This window comes from Arthrobacter sp. P4_F10, assembly GCF_056401435.1.
Window position 1 is genome coordinate 1 of sequence record NZ_JBFUJJ010000015.1, and the last position, 16540, is coordinate 16540.

Genomic DNA, 16540 nt, shown 5'->3' on the forward strand with positions numbered 1-16540 from the left:
GCCCAGGACGCCCAGGACCGGCAGGAGCTCAAGGACGAACGCCGTTTCGAGGTCCCGGCCACCGTCATCGCCTGCGAATTCCCGTCCTCGATGCTGAGAGAAATGATTGCCGGGGGCCACCCGTACGTGGCGGAGCTCGCACGGATCCGCGACGTCGACTACGTGGACCTGCCCACCGGCCACTGGCCGCAGTTCACCAAGCCGGCCGAGCTCGGCGCCGCCCTCCTGGCCGCCGTCGACCGCACTTCGGGGAGCTAGCCGGCCGGGTCGCCCAGTCCGGCGGGAAATTCGTCAGTGGCCGAACGGGTCCGGGTCCACGCCCGGCATCCAGGTCAGGCCCGGAACGCCCCAGCCGCTGCGCTTGGCCTGCTTCATGGCCTTGCGCGAATAGCGGTCGATCAGCCGGTTCACGTAGAGCTTGCCGTCGAGGTGGTCGTACTCGTGCTGGATGACCCGGGCGAACCAGCCGGTTGCCTCGAATTCCACCGGCTTCCCGTCACCGTCGAAGCCCTGGACCCTGGCCCACTCTGCCCGCTTGAGCGGATACTGGCCGCCCGGGAAGGACAGGCAGCCTTCCTCTTCCTCGTCGGGGTCCGGCAGCGCGCCGGAAATCTTGGAAAGCGTCAGGACAGGATTGACCACGACGCCGGTGGGCGGGGCGCCGTCGTCGTTGTCGTACTTGTACACGAAGAGCCGCCTGCCGACCCCCACCTGGGGAGCGGCCAGCCCGACGCCGTTGGCGGCGTCGTTGGTCTCGAACATGTCGGCGATCAGTGTGCGGAGCTCGTCGTCGAAGACGTCGACTTCCGCGGCCCGGCGGTGCAGCACGGGCTCGCCCCAGATCGTAATGGGCAGGACGGTCATGTCAGGGGGTTCCTCAGGTGCTGTTCGAGACGCGGCGTCTCAGCCGGCAATGGTGCGGCCGACGACGTCGCGCATGATTTCGTTGGTGCCGCCGAAAATCGTCAGCAGCCGGGCGGCGAGGTAGGCCTGGGCCACCGGGTATTCCAGGATGTAGCCGTAACCGCCATGCAGCTGCAGGCAGCGGTCCGTAACGGACTTGGCGCGCTCGGACGCCCACAGTTTGGCGCGGGCAGCGCCCGCGGCGTCGAGTTCCCCGGCGTTGAAGGCGAGGATGGCCTGGTCCACGTAAGTTTCGGTGACCTCGACCTCTGTCAGGATGTCCGCGAGTTCGAAGCGGCTGTTCTGGAAATCGATGACCCGCTCGCCAAATGCGTTGCGGTCCTTCGTGTAGCGGACGGTTGCCTCGTAAATGGCGCGCACGACGGCGGAGCTGGCCACGGCGATCGCCAGACGGCCCTGGGGGAGCTGTTCGGCCGCGTACTGCAGGCCCTTGCCTTCCTCGCCCACCAGATCGGCGTGCGGGACGCGGACGTTGTCGAAGAACAATTCGGCCGTGTCGGAGGCTTTGAGGCCCATCTTGTCCAGCTGTTTACCGGTGTTGTAGCCCTCGCCTTTCTGGACCATGAACAGCGAGAACGAGTCGTGGTTTCCGCGTCCGGTGCCGCCGTCGGTGCGGGCCAGGACCAGGGAGGCGTCACCGGAGATGCCGTTGCCGATAAACGTCTTCTGGCCACTRATGAGCCAGTCGTCGCCGTCGCGGACGGCCTTGGTGCGGATGCCGCGCAGGTCGGAGCCGGCCCCCGGTTCGGTCCAGGCGACCGAGGTGACCTTGTCGCCGGAGACCATTCCCGGCAGCCAGCGGGCTTTGAGGTCATCGGAGCCGTAGGCCAGCAGATGGGGGAGGACCATGTCGTCGTGGAGGTGGAACGCCAGGCCGACCGCGAGGTGGTTGCTCTTGGCGAATTCTTCGTCGAGCACTGCCCGGAACCGGTAGTCGGACATCCCCATGCCGCCGAACTCTTCCGGCACGGCGAGGCCCAGCAGGCCCTGCTCGCCGGCTGCCGACCACAGTTCCCGGGACATCATGTGGTCCTCGTCCCACTGCGCGTAGTGCGGGGCAATCGCGCGCACGTTGAACTCGGCGGCCATCTCACGGAACATCTCGTGGTCTTCTTCAAAGAGCCTGCGCTTCACTGCGTTTCCTTCCAATGACAGATCCGGGATAACTGCGCCGTGCGGTCAAAAACTCGGTACAGACAACAAAGGCCGCACCGGATATCCGGTGCGGCCTTTGGAAAAGGTCGGACAATCACTGCCGTCCTTCATGAGGGTGAGCGACGGGGGTTGAACCCGCGACCTCCTGGACCACAACCAGGCGCTCTGCCAACTGAGCTACGCCCACCATGTGCCGTATCACGCCCTCCGGCGAACCGGCTGGCTGGAAAGGCAACGACAAATAGCTTACCTGTTGTTTGGGGGTGGTTTTGCCACTTTTGCGATTTTCACCAAAATTTCCGCGAAACGTGGCGCAGATTACATTCCTGCGCCACGTTTCGCGGCGGTGCCGGCGGGGTGCCGGCGGTTGGTTTCCGTCAGTGTGCCGCTACTGCGCCGGATTGGCGGCGGCTGCCTCGCCGCCCATGACGCGTTTGGCGATCCGCTGCGCCGTGGCACTGTCCGGGCCCGGCGCCGGGACAAACACGGCCTCGCGGTAATACCGGAGTTCGTCAATCGAGTCCTTGATGTCGCCGAGGGCCCGGTGCCCGCCCAGCTTGGCGGGGGACTGGAAGTAGGCCCGGGCAAACCAGCGGCGGGAGAGTTCCTTGATGGTGCTCACATCGATGACCCGGTAATGCAGGTGCTCCACAACTTCGGGCATATCGCGGACCAGGAACACGCGGTCGGTGCCCACGGAGTTGCCGCCGAGCGGGGCCTTCCGGGGGTCCGGCACCCATTTCTTGATGTAGTCGAGCACCGCTGCCTGCGCTTCGGCCATGGTCTTGCCGTGCGGGAGCTCCTCAAGGAGGCCGGACCGGGTGTGCATGTCGCGGACAAAGTCGTTCATCTGGGCCAGCGCGGCGTCGTCAGGCTTGATCACGACGTCGACGCCGTCACCCAGGATGTTGAGCTCCGAATCTGTCACCAGGGCGGCCACCTCGATGAGGGCGTCATTCTTGGTGTCCAGGCCGGTCATTTCGCAGTCAATCCAGACGATGCGTTCGTTAGTAATAGGCACCCGCCCAGCCTACCGTTCCGACGCCACAGAGCCGTCCGGTGCTAGGATTTCGGATACGCGGCCGTCGAATTATTTCGTCAACCGATTTCTTCAACGCGGCGCCCCGGGCCGGACAATGCGGCTAGCTGTGGGCGGAAATATGGCCCACAACAGATTGGACGATCCTGACATGACGGCGCCTGTGCCTGCGGCGGGGGGAACGGCTGCCGGTACGTCCCGCACGTCCACGTCCCGCCCCTCTGCGTCCGGCCGGTCTGCGCTCGGCCCGGCTGAGCTCACCCCATTGGGGGACGGTGCCGTTGGCGACGTCGACAACCCCCGGTCCCCAATCCTTGCCGGGTTCCTGGGATCGCTGTTCATGACGATCGGTTCGATGGGTGTCGGCTGGCTCGCCCCCGCGTCCGAGCTCCGGCGTGTTCCGCTGTTCATCTGGATGCGCACCGAGGCCCTTGGCGTCGCCCTGTCCATTGTCCTGTTGGCCTTCGGCGGTATGCTGCTGGTCCGCGCCTGGCTGCGGCTCGGCCAGCGCGTCCGGGTCTGGGGAGCCGGCGCCCGCAAAGCCACGCTCCAGGCGACGGTGGCCTGGGGCCTGCCGCTGATGTTCTCCGTCCCGCTGTTCAGCCGCGACGTCTACGCGTATATCGGCCAGGGCCGGCTCATGGTGGAGGGCTTCAACCCCTACGAAAACGGCATCTCTGCGCTGTCCAACTACTTCCAGCTGGGCGCCGACAGGATGTGGACCGAGGCCCCCGTCCCGTACGGCCAGCTGTTCCTGTGGATCGAACAGTTCGTGGTCTGGGCCACCAATGTGCACCCCGAAGGCAGCATCATGCTGTTCCGGCTGGCCGCACTCGTGGGCGTCGTCCTCTGCGTGATCTACGTGCCAAAACTGGCCGAGCTGCACGGCGTGAACCCGAACCGGGCCCTGTGGCTGACGGCAGCCAACCCGCTCTTCCTCACCAACTTCATCGCCAGCGTCCACAACGACGCCCTCATGATCGGCCTTGCCCTGGCCGGCCTGTATTACTGCGCCACCCGCCGGGTCATCCTTGGCATCGTGCTGGTCACGCTGTCCATCTCGGTCAAGCCGATCACGGTCGTCTTCCTGCCGTTCATCGGCCTGCTCTGGGCTGGCAAGGGCGCCAGCTGGCCGCGCAAGTTCGTCTTCTGGGCCCTCACGGCCGGCATCAGCCTGGCCCTGCTGTACCTCATGAGCCGGGTCAACGGCTTCGGTTTCGGCTGGATCAACGGGCTGTCCGCGCCGGGCAGCATCTGGATCTGGTACGCGCCCGTTGGCCTGGTGGGCCTGATCGTGGCCTCCATCTCCAACGCCTTCGGGCTCGACGGCTGGGGACTGGCCAAGTGGGTGTTCGACGCCGGCAAGCTGCTCGCCGTCGGGATCGTGGCCTGGCAGATCTTCCGCGGTGACTACGACCGGCTGATGCGCCGGCTCACCCTGGCGTTCGCCGCCGTCGTGCTCCTGTCCCCGATGATCCAGTCCTGGTACATCGTCTGGCTCATCCCGCTCTTTGCCGTCACCGGCATCCGAGATGACTGGCAGGTCAAGGCGCTCTACTTCATCGTGTCCTTCTTCATGGTGTACGCGATCTCGGACCAGCTGGACGTCTTCCCGTACCTGCAGACCGCGGACCTCGGCCTGGCCCTGGCGCTGGCCCGCAACGCCGCCGCGATCATCGCCCTGCTGTTTGCCCTGTACCTGATCTTCCTGGACCCGAAGACCAAGCTGCTGTTCAGCAAGTCGGACGAGCCGGTCACCACGCGCCCGATCATCTAGGCCGGCAGGTTCCTGAGCGCTTCCTTGCGGGAAAGCGGGCTGAGATCGTCCCAGTGCCGCTGCACGAACGCCCGCACCCAGGCCGGATCCGTCCTGGCGTACTGGCGCAGCGCCCACCCGATGGCCTTGCGGATGAAGAACTCCGGATCATCGAGGTTGGCCTCGATTACTGCGGCCAGGAGGGCCGTGTCAGTGGCCGCCTTCGCCCCCAGCTGCGCCGTAATGGAGGCCCTCCGGACCCAGAAGTCGTCGTCCCTGCTCCAGCGCCCCAGCACCGGCGTCAGCTCTGCCCGGTGCGCCTGCAACAGCGTGCCCAGCCGGTGCGCCACCCCGTCCACCAGGTCCCACCAGGCTCCGGTGCGGATGATTTCCTCGTACAGCGCCAGCATGCTCAGCTCCCCGGCGGCGAGTTTGAGCCCCGTGAGCTCGATCGCGGCATAACGTTCCTCACGGCAGCTGGCGCTCCGCCACAGCGCGAGCACGGTGGACTGCAGCTCCGCCAGGCCGCCCGGCGGATGGGCCGCCGCCTCGGCTCGGACGATCCTGCGGACCTCGGGAACGCGCACGCCCAGTGAGGGCATCTGCGATTTCATGTAGGCCTGCGCCCCCGCGGCGCGGCCAGGATCGGCCGCCGCCTGCAGCCGGCCGCGGATCGCGTCAATCAGTTCAGTGGTGACCATGCGGCCACTGTAGACATCCTGGGGCGGGCTCTAGAGTTGAACCCAGCAAGCCGCGGCTCCGCGTCGGAAGGAAACCCATGTCCATGATCAAGAGTCCTGAAGAGATCGCACTGATGCGCGAGGCCGGCCGGGTGGTCGCCAACACGCTGGGGCGGGTCCGGGAGGCCGCCGCCGTCGGCGTCTCGCTCAAGGAACTGGACGAGGTCGCCGCGGCGTCCATCGCCGACGCCGGCGCCACGCCGGCGTTCCTGAACTACCGGCCGCGGTGGGCGTCAGTGCCGTTTCCCGGGGTCATCTGCGCGTCCGTCAACGACGCCGTGGTGCACGGCATCCCCAACGAGTACCGGCTGCAGGACGGGGACCTGCTGAGCGTGGACTGCGGCGCGTTCCTGGACGGCTGGTGCGGCGATGCCGCCGTCAGCTTCATTGTGGGGACCCCGGACCCGGTGGACCAGGCCCTCATCGACGCCACCGACGCCGCCCTGGCCCGGGGGATCGAAGCGGCAAGGATCGGGAACAAGATGGGGGACCTCGCCTACGCGATCGGCGGGGCAGCGCGGCGGGCCGGCTACGGGCTGCTTGCCGATCACGGCGGCCACGGGATCGGCCGGACCATGCACGCCGAGCCGCACGTACCCAACGACGGGCGTCCCGGCCGCGGCATCAAACTGACCGAGGGCCTGGTCATCGCCATCGAGCCGATGCTGATTCTCGGCCGCAAGGACGACTACTACCATGACGACGACGAATGGACCCTCCGCTCGGCGAACGGTCGCCGCGCCGCGCACAGCGAGCACACCGTGGCCATCACCGCGGACGGGCCTGTGATCCTGACGCTGCCCTAGGGCTAGGGCTAGGGCTAGGGCCCGCGGTGGGCTCCAGTCGGGGTGCGGCCAGGCGGACGACGGCGCGTCCCGGCACCGCGTCGCTGACCACTGTGAAGCCGGCCGCCAGGAAAAGCCCCAAGGTGCCGTGATAGAGGTCTGCCGGGCCCGCCTTGGGCCGTCGCGCGGGATCAACCGGATAGCCCTCCACCACGGTGGCGCCGTGCGCGAAGGCGTGCTCGACGGCGGCTGCCAGCAGCGCCCCCGCCACACCGCTCCGGCGCTGGCCGGGGGAGACGACGAAACAACTGACTGACCACACCGGGTTCCCGCCGGGATCCCGGGCCACGTCAGGGGCCGACGTCAGGACCCTCGAGCGCAGGATCCTTGGATAGCACCCGCGGGGCTCGACGGCGCACCAGCCCACTGGATTCCCGTCGCGGAAGGCCAGGACACCGGGCGCCGGCTGGCCGCCGTCGAACTTGTCCCGCAACTGGCTCTTGCGGTCCTCCGGCGTCGACGCGGACCACTCGCTGCCGGTCACGGCGAAGAACCGGCACCAGCAGCGTGACGGTTCGCCGCGGACGCCAAAAAGACGCTCGACGTCGGGCCAGTCCGCCGCGGCGGTGGTAATGGCCGGCTGGCTCCGGGGGTCTGCTTCGCCCATGAATAGAGGGTAGCGCCCGGCGGCTTTAGCGCGTGCGCGTGCCCGGGCCGGCCTGTCGGCGGACACGATGCGCGGCGAGCCGCAGTTGAATGATGCGGGCCGCTCCGGCGATCGCGACCAGCACGCCGCCGCCGACGGCCGCGATGAACAAGGCAACGCCGAGCGGAACCGACCCCTCGAGGCCAAAGAACTTCACCTGCACATATTCCTGGTTCTGCAGGATGAAGGCGATGAGCACGATCAGCACCACCAGCGCACTGGCAACCGCGGCCCAGACCATTCCCGCGCGGGTGACCTGGCGCGTTTCCGGGGCAGGGACCGGTGCCGCGGGTGGCTGTGCCTCTGGACGGGAAGTTTCAACCTCGGAGGTCCCGGAGCCGGAGTTGGACCCGGACCCGGATGTGGCGTCGGCGGTCCCCGGGTACTGGGTGGTCAGGGCATCGTCGGGATTGTTGGGGTCGAATCTGCGGGGTGTCTCGGTCATGGCGGCCGTGCCTTTCGATTGCGGGCAGGGCGCACAGACTTTCCCTGGCGCCCTGCCGGTCCACTCAATACTAAGCGTGCTGATGGCCGGCGGGGTGTCCGGGCGGTTGGGCGCGCGGTTCGGGCTGTTGGCACCGGCCCGGGCACGGTATAACGTCACAGCCAAGGGATTGCCTTGACGAGGAGGCGCGGCCGTGACCATTATCGACATCGCCGTCTATGTGGACGGTCACCGGACCGCCGACCCGGAAGGCCTCGAGGAAACGTATTTTCTCCTGCGGCAGCGCCAGGGCATGGCTTGGATCGGGCTCTACCGGCCGGAACCTGAGGAGCTGCGCTCGGTGGCCGAGGAATTTGACCTGAGCCACCTGGCCGTGGAGGACGCGCTCGCCGGCCACCAGCGGGCCAAGCTGGAACACTACGGCGAGACATTGTTCCTGGTGCTGCGGCCCGCCCGGTACCTGGACGAAGTGGAGAAGGTCGAGTTCGGCGAGATCCATGTGTTCGCCGGCCCGGACTTTGTGGTGACTGTCCGCCGGGCAGAGTCTCCCGATCTGGCCCGGGTGCGCCGGCGCATGGAATCCGAGCCGGAGTTCCTGGCGCTCGGTCCGGACACGGTGCTGTACGCGATTCTGGACCAGGTGGTGGACGAGTACGAGCCGGTGGCCGCGGGGCTGGAAAACGACATCGATGAAATCGAAGATGACCTGTTCGCCGCCGATCCCGGCGTATCGCGCAGGATCTATGAACTCTCCCGCCAAGTCATCACGTTCCAGCGTGCGACAGCCCCGCTGGCCGGAATCCTGCAGACCCTTATGGGCAGCGGACCGGACGGGGTGCCGGACCCCGAACTGCAGGACCATTTCCGCGACGTCCTGGACCACGCCATCAGGCTGGGGGAGCGGGTGTCTGCCTTCCGGGCACTGCTGCAAAACGCGCTGGCCGTCAACGCAGCCCTCGTCGCCCAGCGGCAGAACGACGAAATGCGGCTCCTGACCGAATCGAGCTTCGCCCAAAATGAGCAGGTCAAGCGGATATCGTCGTGGGCTGCCATCCTGTTCGCCCCGACGTTGATCGCGTCGATCTACGGCATGAACTTCCGCGACATGCCCGAGCTCGACTGGATCTTCGGCTATCCGATGGCACTCGCGCTCATGATCGGCATGGGCGGTGCGCTGTTCCTGACGTTCAAACACAACAAATGGATTTGAGGATCCGGCTGAAATAGGAAGCGGCTCTGACCTTGCGTTGTCGCAGGTCAGAGCCGCTCTCTTGTGCCCCAGGAGGGAATCGAACCCCCGACCGGCGGATTAGAAGGCCGCTGCTCTATCCCCTGAGCTACTGGGGCACGGTGGCACCCGCCGGCCGCTGCCGGGGGATGCCTCAAAAAGTTTACAGTGCCGGAGCGCCGGTGGGGGTCAACGATGGCCGGTGGACGGTCCTGCGGCCCGGACCACTCCCCAACACTGCCCACGCTGCTGCCGGCAGCCGGTTTTCCACATGGCACAGCCGGGCCCTCCCCCGACGGCTGTTCGCGGCGGGATGCTGGAACTGCCCGGCAGGGCACGACAATTCGAGACAGGACATGAGAATGAGCGACAACATTACGGTCCGGGGCTTCGTCGCCTCGGAGATCAGAAGTTCGACCACCCCCGGCGGCGTGCCCACGGCGTCCTTCAGGCTCGGCGCCACCGAGCGCCGCTACGACCGCGGCTCCAGCACCTGGGTGGACGGCAACACCAACTGGTTCACCGTCCAGGGCTACCGGCAACTGGCCGGCAACATCGGCTGCAGCATCAAGAAAGGCCAGCGGGTCATCATCGTTGGCAGGCTGAAGATGCGCAGCTGGGAAAAGGACGGCAGGGTCTACCACGTCGCCGAGATTGACGCGGAGTCAGTCGGCCACGACCTCATGTGGGGCTCTGCCAACTTCACCCGCTCGGCCGCAGCAGGAAGCCAGCCGGCCGCAGGACCTGGTGCCGCTGGTGCGCCTGGCGGCGGAGACGGCGACGACGCCGGACCCCAGACCCAGTCCGGGGATACGGGCGGGGATACCGGCGGGGACGGCGACGGCGGTGCCGATGACCACACGACCTTCATCAACGACGCAAGCGGCGAGGAAGAGGAGGTGGACCAGGAGACCGGCGAACTGAAAGGGGCCGCCGCCTGAATCCCGGGCACCGGCGGGCAATGCCGGGCACCGGATTGGAGCACCACCGCGTGGCAGAATTGCCGATGCAACATGCAAGGAGCGCTGCGGGACGCGCCGCGGCCTCTGCAGGTGCGGTACCGGCGGCCGGTACTACCGCCGGGGGCGGCGCCGCCCGTCGCCGCGGCCGGGCCGTTCCGGCGGCCACAACCGTGGCGCTCCTGCTCGCAGCGTCCGCCTGTTCGATGCCGGCCGGGGGCAGCGGGGCCCAGGCCTCTGGCCCCGGGCGGCTGCCTTGTCGGCGTCCGGGACTGAACCGAACCGTCTGCGGCCGGGCACGGTTGCGGGTGCAATCGGCGCCACTGAGGCAACGCCAACTGCAAGGACAACGGCAATGGCTCCTGCAACAGGGCCTGCCAGGGGGCGCAGCGCGGCTCACGGAATGTGAGTTATCCCGGCCGAACCACTAGATTTGTAGGCATGGCGGAATTTATCTACACAATGACCAAGGCCCGTAAGGCTGTCGGCGAAAAACTCATCCTCGATGACGTAAGCATGTCCTTCTTCCCGGGGGCCAAGATTGGCGTTGTCGGCCCGAATGGTGCCGGTAAGTCCACCATTCTCAAGATCATGGCAGGCCTGGACACTCCCTCCAACGGCGAGGCCCGGCTCAGCCCCGGCTACACGGTGGGCATCCTGCTGCAGGAGCCGCCGCTGAACGAAGACAAGACCGTTCTGGGCAACGTCCAGGAAGGCGTCGGTGAAATCTACGGCAAGATCCTGCGCTTCAACGAGATCTCCGAGGAAATGGCCAGCCCCGACGCTGACTACGATGCCCTCCTCGAGGAAATGGGACAGCTGCAGGAAGCGATCGACGCGGCTGACGCCTGGGATATCGATTCCCAGCTGGAACAGGCCATGGACGCACTGCGCTGCCCGCCCGCCGATGCCGATGTCACCCTGCTCTCCGGTGGTGAGCGCCGCCGCGTCGCGCTGTGCAAGCTCCTGCTGCAGAAGCCGGACCTGCTGCTTCTCGACGAGCCCACCAACCACCTCGACGCCGAGAGCGTGCTGTGGCTCGAACAGCACCTCTCCAGCTACTCCGGCGCCGTCCTGGCCGTCACCCACGACCGTTACTTCCTTGACCACGTGGCCGAGTGGATCGCCGAAGTGGACCGCGGCCACCTCTACCCGTACGAGGGCAACTACTCAACGTACCTGGAGAAGAAGCGCGCCCGCCTGGAAGTCCAGGGCAAGAAGGACGCCAAGCAGGCCAAGCGCCTGACCGAAGAACTCGAATGGGTCCGGTCTAACGCCAAGGGACGCCAGACCAAGTCCAAGGCCCGTCTGGCCCGCTACGAGGAAATGGCTGCGGAGGCGGACCGCACCCGCAAGCTCGACTTCGAAGAGATCCAGATCCCGCCGGGACCGCGCCTGGGCGGACTCGTTCTGGAGGCCAAGGATCTCCAGAAGGGCTTCGACGATCGCACCCTGATCGACGGACTGTCCTTCACCCTGCCCCGCAACGGCATCGTTGGCGTCATCGGCCCCAACGGCGTCGGCAAGTCCACGCTCTTCAAGACCATCGTGGGCCTGGAACCGCTCGACGGCGGCGAACTGAAGATCGGCGATTCCGTCAAGATCTCCTACGCCGACCAGAGCCGCGGCGGCATCGACCCCAACAAGACCCTGTGGGAAGTCGTGTCCGACGGCCTCGACTACATCCAGGTCGGCCACGTCGAAATGCCCTCCCGCGCCTACGTGGCCGCCTTCGGCTTCAAGGGTCCGGACCAGCAGAAGAAGGCCGGGGTGCTCTCCGGTGGTGAGCGTAACCGCCTCAACCTTGCGCTGACCCTCAAGCAGGGTGGCAACCTGCTGCTGCTCGACGAACCGACTAACGACCTCGACGTCGAAACCCTCAGCAGCCTCGAAAACGCCCTGCTCGAATTCCCGGGCTGCGCCGTCGTGGTCTCGCACGACCGCTGGTTCCTGGACCGGGTGGCCACCCACATCCTGGCCTACGAAGGCGACGAGGAGAACCCCTCCAAGTGGTACTGGTTCGAGGGCAACTTCGAGTCCTACGAGGAGAACAAGGTCGAGCGACTGGGCCCGGACGCGGCCAAGCCGCACCGCGTAACGCACCGCCGCCTCACCCGCGACTAAGCCCACACGGCTTCAGCGCCACGAAAAAGCCGGCTCCCCGCGGGGAGCCGGCTTTTGTGTGCCGTGGTGTCTAAGTGCCAGCGGGCGGCCGGGCGGGCTAGCTGCGCTCGGCCTTGCGCATCTGGTGCTGCAGCACCTTGGACTGGACGGCGCCCTTGACCTTGTTCTTCAAATCGTTCGGGACGCGGACCATGCCTTCCTGGGCCACCGTCGCCACGTGCCGGCCGTCCCGGCTGAAGATCTTGCCGGTGGCGAGGCCCCGTGCGCCCTGGGCGCTGGGCGATTCCTGGACGTACAGGAGCCATTCGTCGACCCTGACCGGCCGGTGCCACCACATGGCGTGGTCCAGGCTTGCCACGGACATCCCGGGCGTAATCCAGCTCATCCCGTGCTTGCGGAGGATGGACTCCAGCAGCGTGTAGTCGCTCGCGTAGGCCAGGGCGGCCCGGTGCACGCCGGCGTCGTCGGGCATCGGACCGAAGGTCTTCATCCAGACGGCGTTGCGTGCGTCCTTGGGCCCCTTGGCCGAGACATACAGCGCCGGATCGACGTGGCGGATATCAAACGGCCGCTCGTACGCCCAGTGCCGGGCCACGGGGTGATCGAACTTGCCCAGCAGGTCGGCAGTGCTGGGCAGCGATTCGGGGTCCGGGATCCCGGCGGGCATCTCGGACTGGTGCTCGATCCCCTCGTCCTCGGCCTGGAAGGACGCGATCATCGACAGGATGGGCATGCCCTCCTGGTAGGCGTGGACCCGGCGGGCCGAGAACGACCGGCCGTCGCGCAGGCGCTGCACGCCGAACGTGATCGGCTTGTTGGCGTCTCCTGGCCGGAGGAAATAGCCGTGCATGGAGTGCACACTGCGGTCCGGATCGACGGTGCGGCTACCGGCTATCAGGGACTGCGCCAGCACCTGGCCGCCGAAGACGCGGTGCCTGGGCTGCTGCTGGGAGGGGCCCATGAAGATGTCCTCGTCCGTCCGCGCGCCCTCAAGCTCGCCGAGGTTGAGGAGTTGGATGAGCGAGGAGGTGGGATCCTGGGTCGGGAGCCCCAGCAGTCCGRCTTCGGCTTCAGTCATGGTCTGACTCTAGACGGCACAGTCACACTGCTCAAAAGGGACACTGCTCAAAAGGCGGCGCGGCTCCCGAGAGGCCGCAGCCGGTAGAGTCGGTAGTGTGTCTGATGTCCTAACCCAGCCCCTGCAGTTCTCCGATCCCCGCGACCTCGACGACCTGCGCACCTTCGCCACGCGCGCCAAGTCCATTGACGACGGCGCCATCCGGCTCCAGGCCGCGGGCCCAGTCCTGGCCGCCTACGTCTGCGTCCTGCGGCCCCGGCTCCTGGGCGAATCCACCCCCACCATCCTGGGCCTGCGGACCATGGCGCTGGCGCAGCCGGCGGACACTGACGTCACCGTGCCGCTGTCCGCCGTGCTGGACCGTTTGGCACGGGCGGGGGAGCACGACGTCGAACTTCCTGTCCCGCCGGTGACCGTCAGCGAGTCGTGGGCGGGGATCGGGGCGCCGCGGGCCGGCTGGGAACTGCTCGGCACGGTTCAGGACACCGTCCTGCGGGCCGCCGCCGAGGCCGGCATCAGGGAGATCGCCGCGATCATCCCGGACAAGCCGGGCGCGCTGATCGTCAATAACGCCCGGGCAACGGTCTGGGGCCGGGAACTGCCCGACGCCGCCGGGCTGCCGGCCGGCGCCGCGTTCGCCGCCCTCACCCTGGGCTTCCTGGCCGACGGCGAACAACGGCTCTACCGGGCCGGGCGCTGGTTCCGGCTCAGCGGCACCCGCGGCCACGTGCTGGTCCGGACCGGCACCGGGCTCTAGGAAGCTTCCCGGCACCCTCCGCTCAGGCCTCCGACGGGCTGTTCACCATGGAAAGGGCTGCCCGCTCCATGTAGTCCCAGAGCGTTCCCTCGTACAACTGCGGCAGCTCCAGGGCATCCACCGCGGCGCGCATGTGGAACAGCCAGCGTTCCTTGGCCTCCGGCGTCACCCGGAACGGCATGTGGCGCATCCGCAGCCGCGGGTGCCCGCGCTCCTCGCCGTACGTGGTGGGCCCGCCCCAGTACTGTTCCAGGAACATCAGGAAGCGCCGCTTGGCCGGGCCGAGGTCCTCTTCCGGGTACATGGCGCGCAACAGCGGATCGGTCGCGACGCCGTCGTAGAAGACGTCGATGAGCTTCACAAAAGTCTCGTGGCCGCCCACGGCGTCATAGAAGTTGTCTGTGTAGCCGGGCTGGCTGAATGGATCGTTTTGCAGCAGCTGCCTGGGCTGGCTGGGTTCGCCGGCGCTGGGAATCGTCATTTCTCTATTCTCCGGCCTTCTGCTGGGGTGCGCTGTCGGCCTCGTCCGCCGGCGGTGTCTCCGGCGGAATGTAAGTGCCCTGGGAGCGGTTGCCCACGCGCAGGATTTCGCCGTTGCGCAAGTACCAGATGGTGCCGTCGTCGGACCGGACCCGGGTGATCCGCAGGTTCATGGCCTCGACAGTGCCCACCACCTCGGAGGTCTCGATGATGTCGCCAATGCCGTACTGGTCCTCGATCGTGATGAAGATGCCGGCGAGGAAGTCGCGGATCAGCTGCTGGGCGCCGAAGCCGATGGCCACACCGAGGATGCCGACGCTGGTCAGGATCGGGGCAATGTCCACGTTCAGGTTCTTGAGCACATACACGATGGTGAGGACGGCCACCAGGACGCCGACCACGCTGCTGAGCAGTGCGCCGATTGTCTGTGCCCGCTGGACCCGGCGCTCATGGTCCAGGGCGCGGAAGGCCGGAGCCACCCAGCGGAAGTGCGGCTTCTTGAAGAGCGTGCTGCCCGAGGCGACGCGCTTGGTGATGACGGAGATCACGAAGGATGCCACCAGCCACACGGCGACGCCGATCCCCAGGCTGATCAGGGCACCCGGCAGGTTGACGGCCGCGATGTCTTGGGCGGTGATTGGTTCGATGGTGGTAAGGCTGATCATCGGCGGGGGAAAACTCCTTGTTGCTGCGTCCCTGCTGCCGGCCGGCAGCGGGGCTGGGCGTCCGGATAGGCGGCCGGCGTTCGCCGGGCGCATAACACTCTGGTCTACTTCAACATTAGCGCCGTAGCGTGGCTCCATGCGCATCCTGGTACTCGGCGGAACGGTCTTCCTGTCAGCAGAAATAGCCCGGCAGGCCCTGGCCGCCGGCCACGACGTCACCTGCCTGGCCCGCGGTAACGTCGCTGCGCCGCCCGACGGCGCTACCTGGCTGCGCGCGGACCGCTCCCAGGGGAAGGCCGCCTACGAGGAGGCCGCCGGCAGCGGCGGGTGGGACGCCGTCGTCGACGTTTCGCGGGATCCTGACCAGGCGCGGGAGGCGCTCGAGGCGCTGGCCGGCTCGGCCCGGCACTGGACCTTCATCTCCAGCTGCTCCGTCTATGCCGACCATTCGGTGGCCGGCGCCGCCGAAGACGACGCTCAGGTGCGTCCGCCGCTGGCTCCGGGCACGGAACTGAGCATCGATAACTACGGCGAGGCCAAGTCCGCGATCGAGCAATGGACCCGCCAACTGGCAGGGGACAAGGCGCACCTCTGCCGCGCCGGCCTAATCGGCGGACCCGGGGACGGCTCCGACCGCTACGGGTACTGGCCGGCCCGTTTCGCCCGGGACAACGATCCCGTCCTGGTCCCGGACATCCCCACCGACGCGACCCAGATCATCGACGTCCGCGACCTCGCGGCCTGGATCCTCACCGCCGCCGAAAAGGGGATCACCGGGGCACTGAACGCCGTCGGCGAACCGGTCCCCTTTGCCGCCTACCTTGAGGAGTCGCGTCAGCTCGCCGACGCCGACTCCGAGGCCGTTGTCGCTCCCGAGGACTGGCTGGCGTCCCACGGCGCGAACTACTGGGCCGGTCCGGACTCGCTGCCGCTGTGGCTGCCGCCCGGCCATGATGGCTTCGAGACCCGCAGCAATGACGCTGCCCGGGCAGCCGGGCTGTCCATCCGGCCCTGGATGGACACGCTGCGGGACACCCTGGCGGATGAACGCCGCCGCGGACTCGGCCGCGAGCGCAAGGCCGGGATGAGCCCGGAGACGGAACGCCGGATCGTGTCCGAGTACAAGGCAGAGGACTCAGCCGGGCCCGGCTGACGGTGCCGGCTGACCTGTTCAGTCAGTCTGGCCCTGGACCACAGCCGTGGGCTCGTGCAACACCGGGAAGTTGACGCTGCGGGCAATGAAGCAGAGTTTGTTGGCCTCGACGTGAAGCTCCTCCAGAACATCCGGGGCCGCCGCTCCCGCCACCGTCACCGTGGGCTTCAGCGTGACGGATTCGAACTGCCCGCTGCCGTCCCGGTTGGTCCGCATCAGGCCCTCGGCCCGGTCCTCATAGGCTGTCACCACCACGCCGTGCTTCACGGCCACGTGCAGGAAGGAGAGCATGTGGCACTGCGAGAGCGCGGCCAGGAGCAGCTGTTCGGGGTTGTAACGCTGCCGGTCCCCGTGAAAGGTCGGATCGGCGGAGCCGCGCAACACCGGCAGCCCGGGGATCTCGACGTCGTGGTCGCGTGAGTAACCGCGGTACGTGGACGTCCCGGACCCGAGGTTCCCAGTCCAGCGGACAGTCAGCGCGTAGCGGTGTTCGTCAAGGCTCATGCGGCCAGTCTAGAACGACGGAACCCCGGCGCCGCGCGGGGG

At 67.5% G+C, this 16540-nt stretch carries 17 protein-coding genes, 2 tRNA genes and 1 pseudogene; 8 read left to right on the forward strand and 12 right to left on the reverse strand.

Going from position 1 to position 16540, the window contains the following annotated elements:
* Positions 1-258, forward strand: a pseudogene (locus AC1DR1_RS15055) (alpha/beta fold hydrolase); the annotation flags it as partial.
* 33 nt (positions 259-291) lie between these two features.
* Here AC1DR1_RS15055 and def read toward each other — a convergent pair.
* The 4 genes from def to orn form a co-directional block, all read right to left on the reverse strand.
* On the reverse strand, positions 292-864 hold the full coding sequence (gene def, locus AC1DR1_RS15060) for a peptide deformylase (protein ID WP_476992826.1): 573 nt from the start codon (positions 862-864) through the stop codon (positions 292-294).
* Between the two features lie 39 nt (positions 865-903).
* A complete protein-coding gene (locus AC1DR1_RS15065; RefSeq protein ID WP_476992827.1) occupies positions 904-2058 on the reverse strand; it encodes an acyl-CoA dehydrogenase family protein in 1155 nt (384 codons plus the stop codon).
* 135 nt (positions 2059-2193) lie between these two features.
* Positions 2194-2266, reverse strand: a tRNA-His gene (locus AC1DR1_RS15070).
* Positions 2267-2467: 201 nt separating this feature from the next.
* Positions 2468-3100, reverse strand: a complete 633-nt coding sequence (gene orn / locus AC1DR1_RS15075) for an oligoribonuclease (RefSeq protein WP_476966616.1) — start codon at positions 3098-3100, stop codon at positions 2468-2470.
* Positions 3101-3269: 169 nt separating this feature from the next.
* On the opposite strand from orn, the gene mptB reads away from it, so the two are divergent.
* Positions 3270-4895, forward strand: coding sequence for a polyprenol phosphomannose-dependent alpha 1,6 mannosyltransferase MptB (gene mptB, locus AC1DR1_RS15080; protein WP_229994492.1), 1626 nt, complete (start codon positions 3270-3272; stop codon positions 4893-4895).
* Here mptB and AC1DR1_RS15085 read toward each other — a convergent pair.
* Positions 4892-5575 carry a DNA alkylation repair protein gene (locus AC1DR1_RS15085; protein WP_476992828.1) on the reverse strand — a complete coding sequence of 228 codons (684 nt, stop codon included), beginning with the start codon at positions 5573-5575 and terminating at the stop codon, positions 4892-4894. The two genes, mptB and AC1DR1_RS15085, sit on opposite strands and share 4 nt — an antisense overlap.
* Positions 5576-5652: 77 nt before the next feature.
* On the opposite strand from AC1DR1_RS15085, the gene map reads away from it, so the two are divergent.
* Positions 5653-6420, forward strand: coding sequence for a type I methionyl aminopeptidase (gene map / locus AC1DR1_RS15090; RefSeq protein ID WP_229994494.1), 768 nt, complete (start codon positions 5653-5655; stop codon positions 6418-6420).
* On the opposite strand, the gene AC1DR1_RS15095 is transcribed toward map, so the two are convergent.
* Together AC1DR1_RS15095 and AC1DR1_RS15100 are read right to left on the reverse strand one after the other, a co-directional pair.
* Complete coding sequence (locus tag AC1DR1_RS15095; RefSeq protein ID WP_476992829.1) at positions 6383-7066, reverse strand: GNAT family N-acetyltransferase; 684 nt, start codon at positions 7064-7066, stop codon at positions 6383-6385. The genes map and AC1DR1_RS15095 overlap by 38 nt on opposite strands.
* A 25-nt stretch (positions 7067-7091) precedes the next feature.
* A complete protein-coding gene (locus tag AC1DR1_RS15100) occupies positions 7092-7550 on the reverse strand; it encodes a LapA family protein (protein ID WP_476992830.1) in 459 nt (152 codons plus the stop codon).
* Between the two features lie 193 nt (positions 7551-7743).
* Here AC1DR1_RS15100 and AC1DR1_RS15105 point away from each other — a divergent pair, with 193 nt between their 5' ends.
* Positions 7744-8760, forward strand: a complete 1017-nt coding sequence (locus AC1DR1_RS15105; RefSeq protein ID WP_476992831.1) for a magnesium and cobalt transport protein CorA — start codon at positions 7744-7746, stop codon at positions 8758-8760.
* Between the two features lie 64 nt (positions 8761-8824).
* Here AC1DR1_RS15105 and AC1DR1_RS15110 read toward each other — a convergent pair.
* A tRNA-Arg gene (locus tag AC1DR1_RS15110) sits at positions 8825-8897 on the reverse strand.
* A 243-nt stretch (positions 8898-9140) separates the two neighbouring features.
* On the opposite strand from AC1DR1_RS15110, the gene AC1DR1_RS15115 reads away from it, so the two are divergent.
* Together AC1DR1_RS15115 and ettA are read left to right on the forward strand one after the other, a co-directional pair.
* Positions 9141-9719: a single-stranded DNA-binding protein gene (locus tag AC1DR1_RS15115; RefSeq protein WP_476966622.1), complete on the forward strand. Its 579-nt coding sequence runs from the start codon at positions 9141-9143 to the stop codon at positions 9717-9719.
* A gap of 459 nt (positions 9720-10178) precedes the next feature.
* Entirely contained in the window at positions 10179-11861 is a 1683-nt protein-coding gene (gene ettA / locus AC1DR1_RS15120) for an energy-dependent translational throttle protein EttA (protein WP_229993392.1), read from the forward strand.
* Between the two features lie 97 nt (positions 11862-11958).
* Here the strand turns inward: ettA and AC1DR1_RS15125 are convergent, their stop codons facing one another.
* Entirely contained in the window at positions 11959-12939 is a 981-nt protein-coding gene (locus AC1DR1_RS15125; RefSeq protein WP_476992832.1) for an acyl-CoA thioesterase, read from the reverse strand.
* Positions 12940-13036: 97 nt separating this feature from the next.
* Here AC1DR1_RS15125 and AC1DR1_RS15130 point away from each other — a divergent pair, with 97 nt between their 5' ends.
* Positions 13037-13696 (forward strand): DUF8185 domain-containing protein, encoded by a 660-nt coding sequence (locus tag AC1DR1_RS15130; RefSeq protein WP_476966623.1) that lies wholly within the window; start codon positions 13037-13039, stop codon positions 13694-13696.
* 22 nt (positions 13697-13718) lie between these two features.
* On the opposite strand, the gene AC1DR1_RS15135 is transcribed toward AC1DR1_RS15130, so the two are convergent.
* Together AC1DR1_RS15135 and AC1DR1_RS15140 are read right to left on the reverse strand one after the other, a co-directional pair.
* On the reverse strand, positions 13719-14177 hold the full coding sequence (locus tag AC1DR1_RS15135; protein ID WP_476966624.1) for a globin: 459 nt from the start codon (positions 14175-14177) through the stop codon (positions 13719-13721).
* A 4-nt stretch (positions 14178-14181) separates the two neighbouring features.
* Positions 14182-14841: a mechanosensitive ion channel family protein gene (locus AC1DR1_RS15140; protein ID WP_229993389.1), complete on the reverse strand. Its 660-nt coding sequence runs from the start codon at positions 14839-14841 to the stop codon at positions 14182-14184.
* Positions 14842-14977: 136 nt separating this feature from the next.
* Between AC1DR1_RS15140 and AC1DR1_RS15145 the strand changes: the two genes are divergently transcribed.
* Positions 14978-15994, forward strand: a complete 1017-nt coding sequence (locus tag AC1DR1_RS15145) for an NAD-dependent epimerase/dehydratase family protein (protein WP_476992833.1) — start codon at positions 14978-14980, stop codon at positions 15992-15994.
* 18 nt (positions 15995-16012) lie between these two features.
* On the opposite strand, the gene AC1DR1_RS15150 is transcribed toward AC1DR1_RS15145, so the two are convergent.
* A complete protein-coding gene (locus AC1DR1_RS15150; RefSeq protein ID WP_476992834.1) occupies positions 16013-16498 on the reverse strand; it encodes an OsmC family protein in 486 nt (161 codons plus the stop codon).
* Between the last annotated feature and the right edge of the window lie 42 nt (positions 16499-16540).

What these genes read in the sequence shown, in the direction of transcription:
- AC1DR1_RS15150 (WP_476992834.1), bottom strand. Translation starts at nt 16,498, where the DNA reads ATGAGCCTTGACGAACACCGCTACGCGCTGACTGTCCGCTGGACTGGG.
- AC1DR1_RS15095 (WP_476992829.1), bottom strand. Translation starts at nt 7,066, where the DNA reads ATGGGCGAAGCAGACCCCCGGAGCCAGCCGGCCATTACCACCGCCGCG.
- AC1DR1_RS15115 (WP_476966622.1), top strand. Translation starts at nt 9,141, where the DNA reads ATGAGCGACAACATTACGGTCCGGGGCTTCGTCGCCTCGGAGATCAGA.
- AC1DR1_RS15135 (WP_476966624.1), bottom strand. Translation starts at nt 14,177, where the DNA reads ATGACGATTCCCAGCGCCGGCGAACCCAGCCAGCCCAGGCAGCTGCTG.
- AC1DR1_RS15140 (WP_229993389.1), bottom strand. Translation starts at nt 14,841, where the DNA reads ATGATCAGCCTTACCACCATCGAACCAATCACCGCCCAAGACATCGCG.
- AC1DR1_RS15100 (WP_476992830.1), bottom strand. Translation starts at nt 7,550, where the DNA reads ATGACCGAGACACCCCGCAGATTCGACCCCAACAATCCCGACGATGCC.
- map (WP_229994494.1), top strand. Translation starts at nt 5,653, where the DNA reads ATGTCCATGATCAAGAGTCCTGAAGAGATCGCACTGATGCGCGAGGCC.
- AC1DR1_RS15085 (WP_476992828.1), bottom strand. Translation starts at nt 5,575, where the DNA reads ATGGTCACCACTGAACTGATTGACGCGATCCGCGGCCGGCTGCAGGCG.
- AC1DR1_RS15145 (WP_476992833.1), top strand. Translation starts at nt 14,978, where the DNA reads ATGCGCATCCTGGTACTCGGCGGAACGGTCTTCCTGTCAGCAGAAATA.
- ettA (WP_229993392.1), top strand. Translation starts at nt 10,179, where the DNA reads ATGGCGGAATTTATCTACACAATGACCAAGGCCCGTAAGGCTGTCGGC.
- mptB (WP_229994492.1), top strand. Translation starts at nt 3,270, where the DNA reads ATGACGGCGCCTGTGCCTGCGGCGGGGGGAACGGCTGCCGGTACGTCC.
- def (WP_476992826.1), bottom strand. Translation starts at nt 864, where the DNA reads ATGACCGTCCTGCCCATTACGATCTGGGGCGAGCCCGTGCTGCACCGC.